This window comes from Microbacterium algeriense (assembly GCF_008868005.1).
GTDB classification, from domain to species: Bacteria; Actinomycetota; Actinomycetes; order Actinomycetales; family Microbacteriaceae; genus Microbacterium; species Microbacterium algeriense.
The window spans coordinates 1357227-1373697 of record NZ_WAAO01000001.1; the positions used below are offsets into that span (position 1 = coordinate 1357227).

15 protein-coding genes are annotated in these 16471 nt (G+C 70.4%); 13 read left to right on the forward strand and 2 right to left on the reverse strand.

Going from position 1 to position 16471, the window contains the following annotated elements:
• Positions 1-34 precede the first annotated feature (34 nt).
• Positions 35-1198 carry a heparan-alpha-glucosaminide N-acetyltransferase domain-containing protein gene (locus F6A08_RS06725; RefSeq protein ID WP_151458975.1) on the forward strand — a complete coding sequence of 388 codons (1164 nt, stop codon included), beginning with the start codon at positions 35-37 and terminating at the stop codon, positions 1196-1198.
• Positions 1199-1217: 19 nt separating this feature from the next.
• Here the strand turns inward: F6A08_RS06725 and F6A08_RS06730 are convergent, their stop codons facing one another.
• Positions 1218-2003 (reverse strand): SDR family NAD(P)-dependent oxidoreductase, encoded by a 786-nt coding sequence (locus tag F6A08_RS06730; RefSeq protein ID WP_151458976.1) that lies wholly within the window; start codon positions 2001-2003, stop codon positions 1218-1220.
• 127 nt (positions 2004-2130) lie between these two features.
• Here F6A08_RS06730 and F6A08_RS06735 point away from each other — a divergent pair, with 127 nt between their 5' ends.
• The 7 genes from F6A08_RS06735 to F6A08_RS06765 all read left to right on the forward strand — a co-directional run bounded on the left by F6A08_RS06735 (position 2131) and on the right by F6A08_RS06765 (position 9229).
• The gene (locus F6A08_RS06735) at positions 2131-2718 is read left to right on the forward strand and encodes a TetR/AcrR family transcriptional regulator (protein ID WP_151458977.1); all 588 of its coding nucleotides are present in this window, start codon (positions 2131-2133) and stop codon (positions 2716-2718) included.
• Between the two features lie 55 nt (positions 2719-2773).
• The gene (locus F6A08_RS06740) at positions 2774-3610 is read left to right on the forward strand and encodes an aldo/keto reductase (protein ID WP_151458978.1); all 837 of its coding nucleotides are present in this window, start codon (positions 2774-2776) and stop codon (positions 3608-3610) included.
• A gap of 76 nt (positions 3611-3686) precedes the next feature.
• On the forward strand, positions 3687-4256 hold the full coding sequence (gene msuE, locus F6A08_RS06745; protein ID WP_017202605.1) for an FMN reductase: 570 nt from the start codon (positions 3687-3689) through the stop codon (positions 4254-4256).
• A 32-nt stretch (positions 4257-4288) separates the two neighbouring features.
• Positions 4289-6091, forward strand: coding sequence for a thioredoxin domain-containing protein (locus F6A08_RS06750; protein ID WP_151458979.1), 1803 nt, complete (start codon positions 4289-4291; stop codon positions 6089-6091).
• A gap of 173 nt (positions 6092-6264) precedes the next feature.
• Positions 6265-7332, forward strand: coding sequence for a histidinol-phosphate transaminase (gene hisC / locus F6A08_RS06755; RefSeq protein ID WP_151458980.1), 1068 nt, complete (start codon positions 6265-6267; stop codon positions 7330-7332).
• Between the two features lie 11 nt (positions 7333-7343).
• Positions 7344-8747, forward strand: coding sequence for an amino acid permease (locus tag F6A08_RS06760; RefSeq protein WP_017202601.1), 1404 nt, complete (start codon positions 7344-7346; stop codon positions 8745-8747).
• A gap of 2 nt (positions 8748-8749) precedes the next feature.
• Positions 8750-9229 carry an Lrp/AsnC family transcriptional regulator gene (locus F6A08_RS06765; RefSeq protein WP_124896034.1) on the forward strand — a complete coding sequence of 160 codons (480 nt, stop codon included), beginning with the start codon at positions 8750-8752 and terminating at the stop codon, positions 9227-9229.
• Between the two features lie 5 nt (positions 9230-9234).
• On the opposite strand, the gene F6A08_RS06770 is transcribed toward F6A08_RS06765, so the two are convergent.
• On the reverse strand, positions 9235-10788 hold the full coding sequence (locus tag F6A08_RS06770; protein ID WP_151458981.1) for a dolichyl-phosphate-mannose--protein mannosyltransferase: 1554 nt from the start codon (positions 10786-10788) through the stop codon (positions 9235-9237).
• A 62-nt stretch (positions 10789-10850) separates the two neighbouring features.
• Between F6A08_RS06770 and rsmI the strand changes: the two genes are divergently transcribed.
• The 5 genes from rsmI to F6A08_RS06795 all read left to right on the forward strand — a co-directional run bounded on the left by rsmI (position 10851) and on the right by F6A08_RS06795 (position 16471).
• Positions 10851-11678, forward strand: a complete 828-nt coding sequence (gene rsmI / locus F6A08_RS06775) for a 16S rRNA (cytidine(1402)-2'-O)-methyltransferase (protein ID WP_151458982.1) — start codon at positions 10851-10853, stop codon at positions 11676-11678.
• A gap of 2 nt (positions 11679-11680) precedes the next feature.
• Complete coding sequence (locus tag F6A08_RS06780) at positions 11681-12778, forward strand: LacI family DNA-binding transcriptional regulator (RefSeq protein ID WP_225855761.1); 1098 nt, start codon at positions 11681-11683, stop codon at positions 12776-12778.
• A 140-nt stretch (positions 12779-12918) separates the two neighbouring features.
• Positions 12919-14583 (forward strand): ABC transporter substrate-binding protein, encoded by a 1665-nt coding sequence (locus F6A08_RS06785; RefSeq protein WP_151458984.1) that lies wholly within the window; start codon positions 12919-12921, stop codon positions 14581-14583.
• Positions 14580-15560 (forward strand): ABC transporter permease, encoded by a 981-nt coding sequence (locus F6A08_RS06790; protein WP_017202594.1) that lies wholly within the window; start codon positions 14580-14582, stop codon positions 15558-15560. The genes F6A08_RS06785 and F6A08_RS06790 overlap by 4 nt, the downstream gene beginning before the upstream one ends.
• A complete protein-coding gene (locus F6A08_RS06795; RefSeq protein ID WP_124896029.1) occupies positions 15557-16471 on the forward strand; it encodes an ABC transporter permease in 915 nt (304 codons plus the stop codon). Before F6A08_RS06790 ends, F6A08_RS06795 begins: the two co-directional genes overlap by 4 nt.

The window sequence follows — 16471 nt, forward strand, 5'->3', positions numbered from 1 at the left end:
TCGTATGCCGGGATCGAGCACATACGATCGTCGGATGACGAGAGCGCTGCGCTGGTTCCACGAGTTCGGGCGGCCGCCGCGCATCCTCGGCCTCGACGTCGCCAGAGGGCTCGCGATCCTGGGCATGGCGGGGGCGCACATCGGCGAGACCGAGCCGTTCGAGTGGCTCGACCCGTCGACGTGGACGGATCTGGTGCATGGGCGCTCCTCGATCCTGTTCGCGGTGCTCGCCGGGGTCTCGATCGCGCTCATGACCGGTCGCAGTGCGCTCCCGGAGCGGGAACGCATCCCCGGGATCCGGCTGAACCTGATCGGCCGCGGAGCCGTGATCTTCGTGATCGGTCTGGGGCTGGAGATGCTGAACACCCCGATCGCCGTGATCCTCACGCTGTACGGGCTGCTGTACGTGGCGGTGATCCCGGTGCTGCGCTGGCGACCGTGGCAGCTGCTGACCGGCGCCGCCGTGCTCGCGGTGGTCGGTCCCGCCCTGCTCGCCCTCCTGAGCGCCGTCGCGCTGAACCCCTACGGTTCGGGGATCGGATTCGTCCTGTACGGCTCCTATCCGCTGACCGTGTGGATGGCGTTCGTGCTGGGCGGCATGGCGCTCGGTCGACTCCGGGTCGATCAGGTGCGGACGGCGGTCGTCGCGCTCGCCGTGGGCGTCGTGCTCGCCGTCGTCGGGTACGGTCTGGGCGGCATCGGACAGGCGGCCGGGGTCGGCGGAGGGAGCGGGAGCAGCTCGATCGTCGACGGCGACATCGAGGGCGACCTGATCTCGCCCTCGGGCTGGGAGGACTACCCGCAGGCGCTCGCCGCCGTCGATCCCCTCGGCGCGGTGCTGCGCGCCGTGTTCGCGGTGGAGCCGCACAGCGGGGGCACGGCCGAGATCTTGGGCTCGGGAGGTTTCGCGCTGGCCGTGGTCGCGCTGTGTCTCCTGCTGAGCAGGCCGCTGCGGTGGCCGCTGCTGCCGCTCGGCGCCCTCGGGTCCATGCCGCTCACGGCATACAGCGCGCATGTCCTCTCGGTGGCGCTGGTGGGCGGTCCGGGCGGCTTCTTCTCGAACAACGGCTTCTGGGCGGCGACCGCGGTGGGGCTGCTGATCGCGACGACGCTGTGGTCGATGTTCTTCGGCCGCGGACCGCTGGAGCGCCTGGTCGGTCGGGGAGCGGCGGCGATGGCGGCGGTGCCGCGACGCTGACCGCCCCTCCCCGGCCCTTTCAGAAGTGGGTGCCGCCGTCGATGCGCACCTCGGTGCCGGTGATGAAGGCGCCGTCTTCGCTCGCGAGCATCGCCACCACGCCGGCGACCGATTCCGGTCCGGCGAAGCCCTGGCCGATGGCGGGGGAGAGCTTCATGAACAGGCTCATGTCGGCATCGGACGGCAGGCCGGGACCGTTGCTCTGACCGCTCCGGCCCGTGCCGTCGGTCATCCCGGAGGAGATCGAACCGGGCTGCACCGCGGTGAAGCGGATCCCGCTCTTGGCGTACTCGGCGGCGAGGGTATGGGTCATCGACTGCACGCCGCCCTTGCTGGCCGCGTAGGCCGCCATGTAGGGATGGGCGAATCCGGCGGAGGTCGAGCTGAAGTTGACCACGGCGGAGGACGTGCCCTCGAGCAGGGCGGGGATCGCCTCGCGGATCACGAGGAACGTGCCGATCAGGTTGATCCGGATGACCTGCTCGAACTGCTCGAGAGTCGTCTCCCGGGTGTGCGAAGAGCGCAGGATCCCTGCGGCGTTCACCAGCACGTCCAGCCCGCCGAGGATCGCGACGGCTTCGGCGACGCACGCGGTGACGGAGGCCTCGTCCGCGATGTTCATCGTGACGGTCGTGAGGCGCTCGGCCAGCGGCCCCGCCTTGGCGACCGTGTCCTCGAGGCCTGTGGTGCTGACATCGGCGGCGACGACGGTGCCGCCCTCGCGCAGCATCCGCAGCACCGTGGCCTGGCCGATGCCCGATCCTCCTCCGGTCACGAGCGCCCTGCGTCCTTCGTAGCGGTTCATGGACTTCCCTTTCTCTGGTGATGTCGCGATATCGGCGACCCTGATGGGCAGACTATGCCTCTATGGCAGATCGTGCCACCTGGGCTCAACCTGTCATCAACGTCGGGTATTCCCTTACGCTGAGTCCGTGGAGACCTCGAATCTGACCGAGCGCCGGAAGGCGGTGACCGAGCGCGAGATCGCCGCCGCGGCTGCGGGACTGTTCGCCGAGGTGGGTGTCGCCGGTGTCACCGCAGAGCAGATCGCCGCGCGCGCAGGAGTCTCGGTGCGCACGTTCTATCGCTACTTCGCACGCAAGGAGGATGCGATCGCCCCGATCCTCCGCGTCGGAGCCCGGAGATGGCAGGAGGCGTTCGCGGAGGTCGGCGAGCAGTCGCTGCGCGCGCAGATCCCCGCGGTGATCCGGTCGCAGCTCTCGGGAGGCGAGGGACAGGAGCTGGAGACGATGCGCGGAGTGCTCCGCGGACTCGACGACGACACGGCCATGCGCGACGTCTGGCTCCGCGTCAACGACGACTCCGAACGCCAGCTCCGGGAGATCCTCCAGCAGCGGGGGCTCGGCGCGTGGCACGCACGCCTCCTCGCCGCCGTCGCGACGGACGCCATCCGCGTCGGCTTCGAGCAGTGGGCGGCCGACGCGGCAGGACCTCGCCCGGCCGAGCGGGCGGTCGATGCCTTCCAGGCGATGTCGCGGGGACTCGACGGTCTCGATTGACGTCTTTCGTCAAGGGGCTTGGCTGACCTGTCATCACAGGTCATAGGCTGGGGCCATGACCATTCCTGCACTCGAATTGAACGACGGCCACTCCATCCCCCAGCTCGGCTACGGCGTCTTCAAGGTGCCGCCGGCAGAGACCGAGCGCGCCGTGAGCGAGGCCCTCGAGATCGGCTACCGCCACATCGACACCGCTGCGATCTACGGCAACGAGGAGGGCGTGGGCGCGGCCATCGCATCCTCGGGCATCCCGCGGGACGAGCTGTTCATCACGACGAAGCTCTGGAACGACCGCCACCACGGCGAGGAGCCGCGCGCCGCGATCGGCGAGAGCCTCGACAAGCTCGGCCTCGAGCACGTCGACCTGTACCTCGTGCACTGGCCCACCCCGGCCAAGGACGACTACGTGCACGCATTCGCGAAGCTGGTCGAGCTGCGCGAGGCCGGGCTGACGCGCAGCATCGGCGTCTCCAACTTCCTCGTCCCGCACCTGGAGCGCACCGTGAAGGAGACCGGCGTCGTGCCCGCCGTCAACCAGATCGAGCTGCACCCCGCGTACCAGCGCCGCGAGGAGGTCGCCTGGGCGGACGCGAACGACGTGCGCATCGAGGCGTGGGGCCCGCTCGGACAGGGCAAGTACGACCTGTTCGGCATCCCGGCCGTCGCGGATGCCGCTGCAGCTCACGGTGTCACCCCGGCGCAGGCGGTGCTCCGCTGGCACCTGCAGAAGGGCATCATCGTCTTCCCGAAGTCGGTGCGCCCCGAGCGTCTGCGCGAGAACCTCGACGTGTTCGGGTTCGAGCTGACCGACGCCGAAGTGGCCGCGATCGATGCACTCGACCCGCTCGACGGCTCCGGTCGCGTGGGGTCGCACCCGGACGAGGTCAACTGACCTCCGCTCTCCGCTCACATGACGCCCCGTGTCGCCGCGCGCGACACGGGGCGTCGTCGTGAGTACCGTCGAGGCCATGACAGCTCCGTTCCGCGTCGTCGCCGTGTCGGGATCCCTGCACGAGCCGAGCAAGACCACCGCCCTCGTCCGTGCGATCACGGCCGCGATCGGCGAGCGTGCCGAGGTCGACGCGCAGCTCATCGAACTGACGCAGATCGGTCCCGGCCTGGCCGGCGCGCTGCAGCGCGACCAGCTGCCCCCCGAGGTCGAGGCGCAGCTGCAGGCGATCGAGTCGGCCGATCTGCTCATCGTCGGCAGCCCGGTCTATCGTGCCTCGTTCACGGGGCTGTTCAAGCACCTGTTCGACTTCGTCGGCCAGTACGACCTGGTGGGCAAGCCGGTGCTGCTCGCGGCGACGGGCGGCGGCGAGAAGCACGCCCTGATCATCGAGCATCAGCTCCGCCCGCTGTTCGCCTTCTTCCAGGCGCTCACCCTCCCGGTCGGGGTGTACGCGAGCAACACCGACTTCGACGGCTACGAGATCGCGTCCGAGGTGCTGCGGGCCCGCATCGCCCTCGCCGCCGAGCGTGCCCTGCCGCTGGTCGGCTATGCGGCGTCGCGTCCGGTCGAGCTCCTGGTGGGCTGACTCCCCACCCCACGCGGCGTAGCGTTGGCCACATGACCAACCGGCTCGCCGAGACCCTCAGCCCGTACCTGCGCGCGCACGCCGACAATCCCGTCGACTGGTACCCGTGGGGAGAGGAGGCGTTCGCCGAGGCGCAGCGGCGCGACGTGCCCCTGCTGATCTCGATCGGCTACTCCACCTGCCACTGGTGCCACGTGATGGCGCGGGAGTCGTTCGCCGACCCGGCGACGGCGGCCCTGATCAACGACGGTTTCGTGGCCGTGAAGGTCGACCGCGAGGAGCACCCTCAGGTCGACGGCGCCTACATGGCTGCCGCCTCGGCGTTCACGCAGAACCTCGGTTGGCCGCTCACCGTGTTCACCACTCCCCGGGGGCGCACCTTCTACGCCGGCACCTACTGGCCGCCCGAGGCGCGTGCGCCGATGCCTGCGTTCCGCGACGTGCTCGCTGCGGTGCGCGAGGCGTGGACGCAGCGCCGCGCGCAGGCGGAGGAGTCCGCGGATGCCGTGACCGAGGCCCTCGCCCGCGCCGCGGAGACCTCGCCTTCCGACCTCCCCGACCCCGCGGCGATCGCGGCGGCGGCGACGGCGATCGCCCAGCGGGAGGATCCGCAGTTCGGGGGTTTCGGGGCCGCACCGAAGTTCCCGGTCGCGACGACGCTGCGGTTCCTGCAGCACCCGCTGGTGCGCGAGGGCGCGCCGGATGCGGCGGCAGCGGCCGGGCGTGCGCTCGCCGCGATGGCGGACTCGGATCTGCGCGATGCCGACGGCGGGTTCTTCCGGTACGCCACCCAGCGTGACTGGACGGTGCCGCACTACGAGCGGATGCTGACCGACAATGCACAGCTTCTCGATGTCGCCCGCGATGCCGGCGACGAGCAGGTCGTGCGGGGCATCGCCGCGTTCCTGGTCGGCGTGCTCCGACGCGAGGACGGCGGATTCGGAGCCGCCCAGGATTCCGAGTCGGTCATCGACGGGGCGCGCAGCGAGGGCGGCTACTACCTCCGTCCTGTGCCCGAGCGGGCGGAGCTGGAGCCGCCGGCCGTGGACGGCAAGGTCATCACCGGCTGGAACGGCCTCGCGATCGGAGCACTCGCCCGCGCCGGTGCGGCCTTCGACGAGAGCGCCTGGATCGACGCGGCCGTCGCCGCGGCGGATGCCGTGCTGCGGGCGAACCGCGACTCCGACGGTGTGCTGGTGCGGGCGTCCCTCGACGGGTGGGCCTCCGCTGCCGTCGCGACGGTCGCCGACCTGGCCCTGCTCGCGGATGGGCTGTTCGCGCTGGCGCTCGCCACCGGAGAGGTGCAGTGGGCGACGACCGCACGGGACATCCTCGACCATGCGATCGCAGGCGGCGGCGGACGCGACCCGCTGCTGTCGGCGCAGGGCATCGCGTCGTCCCCCGACCACACCGACGGCGACCTCCCCTCCGACGCGGCCGCCGTCGCCGGGGCCGCGCTGACCGCGTGGTGGCTCGGCGCAGGGGAGGGGTACCGGGAGGAGGCGACCGGGATCGTGCGCACTCTGGCTGCGCGGTCGCTCGAGCAGCCGTTCGCGCACGGCACCCTCCTGCGGGTCGCGGCCGGGTTGGCCCTGCCGCCCCGACAGCTCGTCGTGGTCACCGCCGCTCGCGACGGCGCCCTCGCCGATGCCGCCAGGGGCGCGGAGGCCGAGGTCGTCGCCGTGGTCGCCCCTGATCAGGCGCGACGGTTCGCGGATGCCGGCTTCGCCCTGTTCGAGGGGAAGGACACGACGGCGGAGCGGGCCTACGACTGCCGAGCGTTCGTGTGCCGGCTGCCGGTGAGCGACCCGGCCGAGGTGAGTGCGACCCGCTGAGCACGGACGGCGGCCCCGTCCGCTCGACCTGGACAATCTGCCCAGGCTTCCCCCCACCCGGCGGTGCCGGTTGCGCGGGATGCGCAGCGTGCGGTGCGCCGTTTGCCCAGTCGACGTCATCCGTTCTACTGTTGCGCGACACCTCACCCGATCACAGCAAGGACGCTCTGACGATGCCCCTTCCCACCCGTCCAGGACTCGACGCCGTCCCCGCCTACCGGCAGGGGCGCTCGGCGCCCGCCGGTGCCTCGAAGCTCTCCTCCAACGAGTCCCCGCACCCGCCGCTGCCGTCCGTCGTCGACGCGGTCACCGCGCGCCTGGCCACGCTGCACCGCTACCCGGACATGAGCGCCGCCGCGCTCCGCGAGCGCCTCGCCGCCCGCTACGACGTCGACCTGTCCGAGGTGACCGTGGGCGCCGGGTCGGTCGAGATCGCCGCCCAGCTGATCCACGCGGTCGCCGGCGCGGGCGATGAGGTCGTGTTCGCCTGGCGGTCGTTCGAGGCGTATCCCTCGCTCGTGCGCATCGCCGGGGCCACGCCCGTCCCCGTGCCTCTCGACGCGCACCACGCGCACGATCTGGACGCGATGCTCGCCGCGATCACCCCGCGCACGCGGCTGATCTTCGTGTGCAACCCGAACAACCCGACCGGCACGGTCGTCGACGCCGATGAGCTGGAGCGCTTCGTCGCTGCGGTGCCGCACGACGTGCTGGTCGTGATCGACGAGGCCTATGTGCATTTCGACCGCACCGAGAGCAGAGGAGCCGGCATCGAGCTGTTCCGCCGACACCCCCACGTCGCCGTGCTGCACACCTTCTCCAAGGCCTACGGGCTCGCCGGGCTCCGGATCGGCTACGCGATCGCGCCCGCCGCCGTCGCCGAGAACCAGCGCAAGGTGGCGGTGCCGTTCGGCGTGACCGACCTCGCCCAGACCGCTGCCCTCGCGTCCCTCGACGCCGAGGACGAGCTCGCGACGCGTATCGACGAGGTGGTCGCGCAGCGCGACCGTCTGCACGACGTGCTCACCGCCGCCGGATGGCCCGCCGTCCGCTCGCAGGCCAACTTCGTCTGGGTGCCCGCCGGGGACCGCACAGCGGAGCTCGAACGACTGCTCCAGGAGGGCGGTGTGGTCGCGCGCGCCTTCCCCGGCGAGGGCGTCCGCATCTCCTCGGGCTCCGTGGAGGACATCGACCGGGTGGAGTCCGCCCTCGAGACCGAGCTCGCCGAGGTGAACGCATGACCGATGGACGCATGACCAACGATCCCGTGACCGAGGTGCCCACCACCACGACGACCACCAAGGGTCTGCACCCGGGACTGACCCGTCGTCAGATCTCGATGATGGGGCTCGGCGGCGCGATCGGCGCCGGTCTGTTCGTCGGCTCGGGGCAGGCGATCAGCATCGCGGGGCCCGCCGTGCTGGTGTCGTACCTCGTGGCGGGCGGCATCGTGGTGCTCGTGATGGCGATGCTGGCCGAGATGGTCGCGGCGCGCCCCAGCTCCGGCGCCTTCAGCTCCTACGCCCAGAAGGCCATGGGGCGCAGCGCCGGCAGCGCGGTGGGCTGGCTGTACTGGATTCAGCTGGTCGTGGTGATCGCGGCCGAGGCCACCGGCGCCGGTGCGATCGTGGCGAACTGGACCCCCGGCATCCCCGCCTGGGTGTGGGTGCTCATCTTCGTCGTCGCGCTGACCGCGGTGAATCTGTTCGGCGTGCGCAACTACGGCCGCTTCGAGTTCTGGTTCGCGGCGATCAAGGTCGCGGCCATCATCGCCTTCCTCGTGGTCGGGGTGTGCGCGATCGTGGGACTCATCCCCGATGTGCCGGCGACCGGCATCTCGAACCTCGTCGACAACGGCGGCTTCGCCCCGAACGGCATCGCGGGCATCGCGGGCGCCCTGCTGATCGTGGTGTTCGCGTTCGGCGGCACCGAGGTCGTCGCGATCGCCGCCGCGGAGTCGAACGATCCCGCGCACAACATCCGTCGGATCGTGCGCGAGGTGCTCGTGCGCATCCTGGTGTTCTACGTCGGATCGATCTTCGTGATCGTGGCCGTGCTCCCGTGGAACGACCCGGCGGTGAAGGCCGGCCCGTTCTCGGCCGTGCTCGAGACGCTGAACGTGCCGGGCGTCGGTCTCGTGATGGACCTCATCGTGATCATCGCGCTGCTGTCGGCCATGAACGCCAACATCTACGGCGCCTCCCGCATGGCGTACTCGCTGGGGGAGCGGGGCCTCGCTCCTCTGGCCGCCACCCGGACGAGCCTCAAGGGCGTGCCGTTCGTCGCGGTGCTGGCCTCGGTCGCCTTCGGGTTCGTCACGGTGGGGCTGAACTGGGCGTTCCCCGACGTGGTGCTGCCGGCCCTGCTCAACGTGGTCGGCTCGACGCTGCTCGTCATCTGGACCGCGACCGCGGTGGCGCAGATCATCCTCCGCCGTCGTGCGGATCGCGCAGGCGACGAGATGCCGATGCGGATGTGGGGCTTCCCGTGGCTGTCGTGGCTGTGTCTGCTGCTGCTCACCGCGGTGATCGCGCTGGCGATGATCGATGAGGCCGCGCGCATCCAGCTGCTGCTGACCCTCGGACTCACGGCCGTGCTCCTCCTCGTCGCCCGCGCGACCAGGGGCGTGGCGAGGCCCGGCGTCCCGCGGGAGTGACGATGCGCATCGATCGCCTCGACGCGCAGCTGATCCGGCTGCTCACGGAGTCGCCGCAGCTGCCGATCCTGGAGTGCGCACGGCGGCTGGGCATCGCGCGCGGCACCGCGACCAGCCGTCTCGCCCGCCTGCACGAGAGCGGTGTGATCGAGGCGATCGTGCCGCGCATCGACCCGGCCGGGTTCGGCTACGGCGTGGTCGCGTTCTGCCTCGTCGAGATCGACCAGAAGATCGGGCACGACGAGGTGGCGACGGCACTCGCGGACGCCGTCCCCGAGATCGTCGACATGCACACGGTGACGGGCGCGAGCGACATGCAGCTGCGGCTCGTGGCGCGCGACGCCACGCGGCTGCAGGAGGTGCTCGACCGGGTCGCTCTGGTCCCGGGCGTCGCCCGCACCGCCTCGTCCATCGCGATGCGCACGCACCTCTCCGGTCGCGTGCTCCCGCTCGTGGATCACGTGGCGGCGGACGGGTCCTAGCGGGGTCAGATCCAGCCGGGCAGCCAGTTGTGCAGCAGCCAGAACGGATACGGCACGCTCATCCCCGTCCACAGCGGCAGGAAGAACGCCGACACCAGCACCACGAACCCGAGGGAGATCAGGACGGTGCGCTCGCCCGACTGCCGTCGGTGCAGCGGGTCCTCGCGCGCGCCGGCGATGACCCGCAGCGTCATCGCGAGCGCCAGCACGAGGAACGGCATCATCACGACCGTGTAGAACTGGAAGATCGTCCGCTCGGGGAACATGAGCCACGGCAGGTACGTGACGGCGAGCCCGACCAGCGGGACGCTGAACTCGGGACCCACCGGCTGCCGGCGGATCCAGCCGCGCACCAGGCGGTACAGCAGGTAGACGGCGGCCGCGACGCCGCCGTACCAGATGAGCGGGTTCGGGATCGCGGAGATCACCGCGATGCAGTGGTCCGTGCCGCAGGCGCCCGGATCGTCGCCGACCCAGACCGCCGTCGGGCGCAGCAGGAACGGCCATTCCCAGGCGGGGCTGGCGTACGGATGCCCCCGGGTCAGACCGACGTGGAAGCCGAGCATCGACTGGTGGTAGTTCCACAGGGCGATCAGCGGGTTCGGGTCGCTCTGGCGGTCGTAGCCGCCCGAGGTCACGAGCCACCCCGTCCAACTCGCGAGGTACACCGCGAGGGCGGGGAAGACGAGCAGGACGAACGACACGGGGCCCTGCCGGAACGCCGCAGCCGTCGGCCAGAGCACCACGCCGGCGCGTCGGCGGGCGAGGGCGTCCGTGACGACGACGTAGAGTCCGAAGCCCGCCAGCACGTACAGCCCCGACCATTTCACGGCGGACGCGGCGCCGAGGGCGAGGCCGGCGGCGACCAGCCACGGCCGACGCCACAGCACGGGACCCCAGAACGGGTCCGGCGCGTCCGGGTCCCGTTTCTCGAGCTGCGGGATCGTGCGCCGTCGATCGTGCAGCAGGAACAGGACCCCGAGCAGGACGAAGAACGTCAGGATGCCGTCGAGAAGGGCGATCCGGCTCATCACGATGCTGACGCCGTCGATCGCGAGCAGGGTGCCGGCGACGGTGGCGACGACCACGGATCCGCTGAGGTGCCGGGCGATCAGGTACACCAGCAGGACGGAACCGGTGCCGAGGAGTGCAGTGGCCAGCCGCCATCCCGCGCTGTTGTCCGGACCGCCGATGGCCATGCCGAGGGCGATCAGCCATTTGCCGAGCGGGGGATGCACGATGAACGCCCCCTGCTCGGACAGCGGCAGGTCCTGTCGCGCGAGGAACGCGTCGTCCGCCCCTTGGCCCCAGGTGCCCTCGTAGCCGAGCGTCCACAGCGACCATGCGTCCTTGACGTAGTAGGTCTCGTCGAACGCGAGCTGGGCCGGGTGCGCGAGATTCGCCAGGCGCAGCACCGCGGCGAGGGCCGTCACCACGAGAGGTGCCAGCCACCGGATCGCGCGCGCCCAGTCCGGGTCCCGCAGCAGGCGGTCGCGCAGTCGCTCGTACCGCGTCAGCCGCTCCTCGGGAGCGGGAAGAAGAGGCACGGGCGCGGTCACCGGTCCAGCCTAGACAACGAGCCTTCTCCGGCGGCTGCGCCCCGCGCGCATAAGCTGGGCGGGTGATCATCCTCGCCGCCACTCCGATCGGAAACCTCGGCGACGCGTCGCGACGCCTGGTGGAGGTGCTGGAGAACGCCGAGGTGCTCGTCGCCGAGGACACCCGCACCACGCAGCGCCTTCTGCAGGCCCTGCAGATCGCCAACCGGCCGCGTCTGATCGCCCTGCACGACCACAACGAGAAGCAGAAGGCCGCCGAGCTGGCCGCCCTGGCCGCCGAGACCGACATCGTCGTGATGAGCGACGCCGGCATGCCGACCGTGAGCGACCCCGGCTACGGGCTGGTCGCCGAGGCGGTGGCGCAGGGCGTCACGGTGACCGCCATCCCGGGTCCCAGTGCGGTGCTGATGGCCCTCGCGATCTCCGGCCTACCCACCGACCGCTTCACATTCGAGGGCTTCCTGCCCCGCAAGCCGGGGGATCGTCGCTCGACGCTGCGCGCGCTCGCCGCCGAACCGCGCACGATGGTGTTCTTCGAGTCGCCGTCCCGTCTCGCGAGCGCTCTGGCGGACATCGGCGCGGCGTTCGGGGAGGACCGCCGGATCGCGGTGTGCCGTGAGCTGACCAAGCTCTACGAGGAGGTGCGCCGAGGGACAGCGGCCGAGCTCGTCGCCTGGGCCGAGAACGGCGTCAAGGGCGAGATCGTCGTGGTCGTCGAAGGAGCAGCGCGTCGCGAGACCTCGGCGGAGGACGCCCTGGCCCAGGTGCAGCGGCTCGTCGCCGACGGCACGCGCCTGAAGGACGCCGCCGGAGAGGTCGCCGCCCTCACGGGCCTGTCCTCCCGCGACCTCTACCAGGCCGCTCTCGCCGCCCGCTCCGGAGGAGCGTGACCGTGAGCAGGGCCGCGACCGTGTACGACGTCGCCGACCGGGCGGGGGTCTCGATCGCGACCGTGTCCCGCGTGCTGCGCTCGCCGGAGGCGGTGCGTCCGGTCACACGGGAGCGCGTGCTCGACGCCGTCGCCGCTCTCGGGTACGTGCCCAGCGGCAGCGCGCGGGGTCTGGCCGAGCGCCGCACGGGTGTGCTGGGGCTGTACTTCCCCGGGTTCGATGCGGCCGACGATGCTCCCGCGCTCGACGTGCTCTCCGCCGGGGGACGGGCGGCGCCGCCGTTCACGGTGGTCGCGGACGGCACGGATGCGGATGCGCACACCTCGATGCTCTTCCTCGACGAGGTGCTCCGGGGCGCCGAGCTGGAGGCGTGGAAGCAGGGCTTCGTGCTGATGGTGGGCGTCGGCCGGGATGATCCGGATCGCTCGACCGTGCGCGACATGGCCGGCCGGGTGGACGGACTGATGGTGCTCGCACGGAGCGTCCCGGACGACGTGCTGGCGAACCTCGCGCGCCGCATCCCGGTGGTGGTCCTGTCCGGACCCCCACGCGGCGACCACTACGACCACGTCACGGTCAGCAACGCCGAGGCGATGGGGGAGCTGACGCGGCATGTGCTGTCGCAGGTCGGAGACGGCGATGTGGTCTTCCTCGCCGGCCCCGCGGATTCCCCGGACGGCGAGCAGCGGCGGGAGGGCGTGACGGCGGCGGTCGCCGCGGCCGGACGCGCTCCCGTCGACGTCATCCGCGGTGACTTCACGCGCGCCTCGGGGCGACGCGCGGCCGAGGAGCTGCTGCGGACGGGGGTGCCCTCCGCCCTGATCGCGGCGAACGACCAGATGGCGCTGGGCGCGCTGGACGTGTTCCGCGCGGGCGGTGTGCGGGTGCCGCAGGATGTGCTCGTCACCGGGTTCGACGGCATCGAGGCGACGGCGCTCTCCGTGCCGCCCCTGACCACGATCCGCCAGCCCATGATCGAGCTGGGACGCGCGGCGGTGCAGGTGCTCGCCCGCCGGCTGGAGCAGCGCGACGCCCCTCCGCTGACCGCGAGACTGCCGCTGCGGATCCTCCTGCGGGAGAGCTCGCGCCGGGCGGACTGAGCTCCCGCCGTCCTCGTCGGCGCTCTGTCAAGGGGTTGCGATCCCAAAATGTATGCGCTTACAATCGCTGAGGCGGCTTCGGCCGTGCGGGCGCTCCGACGGGGAACGCCCTTCATGACAGAGACGACATGAGGATTCCAGTGGCAGAGACGCACACGTTCCGACGGTGGCGCAGAGCGGCCGTCGCGGGTCTGGCGGCAGCGGCGATCGCGCTCACCGGCTGCAGCATCCAGATCACCTCGCAACCCGATCCCTCGATCGGCGACGACACGATGCTGATCAACGCCGACAAGGGCAACCCGTTCTTCACGAGGAACTTCAACCCGTACCTCACCAACACCCGCACGGCCTCGCGGTGGATCTACGAACCGCTGATCCTCATCAACCCGCTCGACGGCGAGCAGAAGCCCTGGCTGGCCTCCGAGTGGGAGCAGCCGGATGCGCGCACGATCGAGATGACGATCCGCGACGGCGTGCAGTGGAGCGACGGCGAAGACCTGACGCCGGAGGATGTGGCCTTCACCTTCCAGCTGCTCAAGGACAACCCCTCTCTCGACATCAAGGGCGCATGGCAGCACCTCGACAGCGTCGAGACCGAGGGCGACGACGTGATCCTCCACCTCAAGACCGAGGACGCCCCCTCGCTGTCGATCCTCGGGCAGACCATGATCGTGCCGGAGCACCTCTGGGCCGACGTGAAGGACCCCGGCACGTACCGCAACGAGAAGCCGGTCGGCACCGGGCCCTTCGTGCTCGGCAACTACAACGACCAGCAGTACTCGATGGACAAGAACCCCGACTACTGGCAGGCCGACTCGATCGAGATCGAGCACATCATCCTCCCGGCCACCAACTCGCAGCTGGACACCGTCACGCGCGGCTACGACTGGGCCTACTCGTTCATCTCCGACGTCGAGGGCACCTGGGGAGCGGCCAGTCCGCACAACACCTGGTGGTTCCCGCCGGGAGGCGTGATCGCGCTGATGCCGAACCTCGAGGTCGCTCCCTTCGACGACGTGAACGTGCGCCGCGGCATCGCCCTCGCGCTCGACCGCGACGAGATCGCGGAGACCGCGTCCGAGGGGTACATGAAGCCGGCCGGCCAGACCGGACTCATCCTGCCGAACCAGGAACAGTACCTCGACCCCAGCATCCCCGATCAGGGCCTGATCACGCAGGACGAGGATGCGGCGCTCGCCGCCTTCGCCGAAGCCGGGTACACGCTCGACGGCGACCGACTCGTCGACGCGAACGGCGAGCAGCTCGAGTTCGCCCTCACCACCGCCAACGGCTACTCCGACTGGACCAGGGCCGCGCAGACCGTCCGCAGCCAGCTCGCCGAGGTCGGCGTGAAGGTCACGCTCAAGCTGCCCCAGCCGGCCGGATACCAGAGCGCGATCAGCAACGGCGACTTCGAGATGGCGATCGGCGGCATGGGCAACGGCGATGTCTACCAGGCGTACAACAACCTGCTCTCCAGCGAGTTCTATGTGCCGTCGGGGGAGGCGACAGCCAACAACTTCGAGCGCTACCGCTCGGACGAGGCCGATGCGCTGCTGGCGGAGTACCGCGAGACCGTCGACACCGACCGCCAAGGCGAGATCGTGAAGGAGCTGCAGCGCCTCGTCTACGACGAGATGCCCGTGATCGGCCTGTACTACGGCGGCATCTGGGGCCTGTTCAGCGACGCCAAGTTCACCGGCTGGCCCAGTGAGGAAGACCCGTACATGATCCCTCAGAACTACGACTCCGCGCCGCTGGGCATCTTCACGCGGCTCGAGCGCGTGAAGGAGGACGACAAGTGAAGTACGTGCTCCAGAAGCTCGGCCTGTTCGTGCTCACCCTGTGGGCGGCGGTCACCCTGAACTTCTTCCTCCCGCGGATGATGCCGGGTTCGCCGGCGGATGCCGCGATCGCGAAGCTGTCCCAGAACGGGCCGGTGTCGGACGCCACGCGTGCCGCCATCGAAGCCCAGCTCGGTGTGCCGACCGGCTCGCTGTGGGATCAGTACATCGCCTATCTCGGACAGGTGGTCCGGCTCGACTTCGGCGTCTCGTACACCTTCTATCCGCAGTCGGTGTCGAGCATGGTGTCGACCGCGCTCCCGTACACGATCGGGCTCGTCGGCATCGTCACGATCCTCGCGTTCGTGATCGGCACCCTGATCGGCGTCGCGGCCGCCTGGCGCCGCGGCACGTGGCTCGACACGCTGCCGACGCTGACCGGGTCGTTCCTCAGCACGTTCCCCTACTTCTGGACGGCGCTGCTGCTGCTGTTCTTCTTCGGCTACGTGCTGCACTGGTTCCCGACCACCGGCGCCTACTCCGCCACGACGACCCCCGGGTTCACCTGGGACTTCCTCGGCGATCTGCTGAGCCACGCGTTCCTGCCGGCGCTGACGATCCTGCTCACCTCCCTCGGCGGCTGGATCATCGGCATGCGCAACGCCATGATCAACACGCTCGGCGAGGACTACATCACGTTCGGCGAGGCGAACGGTCTGCACGGCCGCACGATCGCCCTCCGCTACGCCGCGCGCAACGCGATCCTGCCGAACCTCACCGGATTCGGACTCACCCTCGGCGGTGTGGTCGGCGGATCGATCCTCGTGGAGCAGGTGTTCGGGTACCCGGGCATCGGCTATCTGCTCTTCAACGCCGTGATCGGGCAGGACTACCCGCTCATGCAGGCGCTCTTCCTGATGATCACCGTCAGCGTGCTCATCGCCAACTTCCTCGTGGACATCCTGTATGGGGTGCTGGACCCAAGGACACGCCGATGACCTCCACCATGAACGTCAAGATCCCCGCCGACCGCATCGCGGCGCCCAGCCCCTGGCGCGCCTTCGGGCGGATGGTCGGCACCCTGTGGTCGAACGGCAAGGCCAGACTCGGCCTCTGCATCCTCGGCTTCTTCGTGCTGGTGGCCGTGTTCGCGCCGCTGCTGGCGCCGTACGACCCCAAGGAGAACACCTTCGAGCGCAACGCCGACGCCTCCTGGGCGCACTGGCTCGGGACGACGGCCGCAGGGGAGGACGTGCTCAGCCAGCTCATCTTCGGCGCGCAGGTCAGCCTCCTGGTCGGCTTCGCCGCCGGCATCCTCTCCACGATCGTGGCCGTCCTGATCGGCCTCAGCTGGGGGTACATGCGCGGCTTCGCTGGCGAGGTCATCGGGTTCATCGTGAACCTCTTCCTCGTGATCCCCGGCCTGCCGCTCATGATCGTGATCGCCGCCTACCTGCAGAACGGCGGAATCCTGATGATCATCGCGGTGATCGTCGTGACGGGCTGGGCGTGGGGCGCGCGCGTGCTCCGCAGCCAGACGCAGTCGCTGCGCGGCAACGACTTCGTCACCTCGGCACAGTTCTCCGGTGACAGTCGAGCACGGATCGTGTTCCGCGAGATCCTGCCGAACATGACGTCGATCATCGCCGGCACGCTGTTCGGCGCGGCGACCGCCGCGATCCTCGCCGAGGCGGGGCTCGAGTTCCTCGGCCTCGGCGACTCCAGCATCGTCAGCTGGGGCACGATGCTCTACTGGGCGCAGAACTCCAACTCCCTGCTCACCGGGCAGTGGCTGCTGCTGTTCGCACCCGGTCTCTGCATCGCCCTGCTGGCGCTGAGCCTGACACTGATCAATTTCGGCGTGGACGGCATCTCCAATCCGCGCCTGCGCGAGGGGAAGGGCCGATGA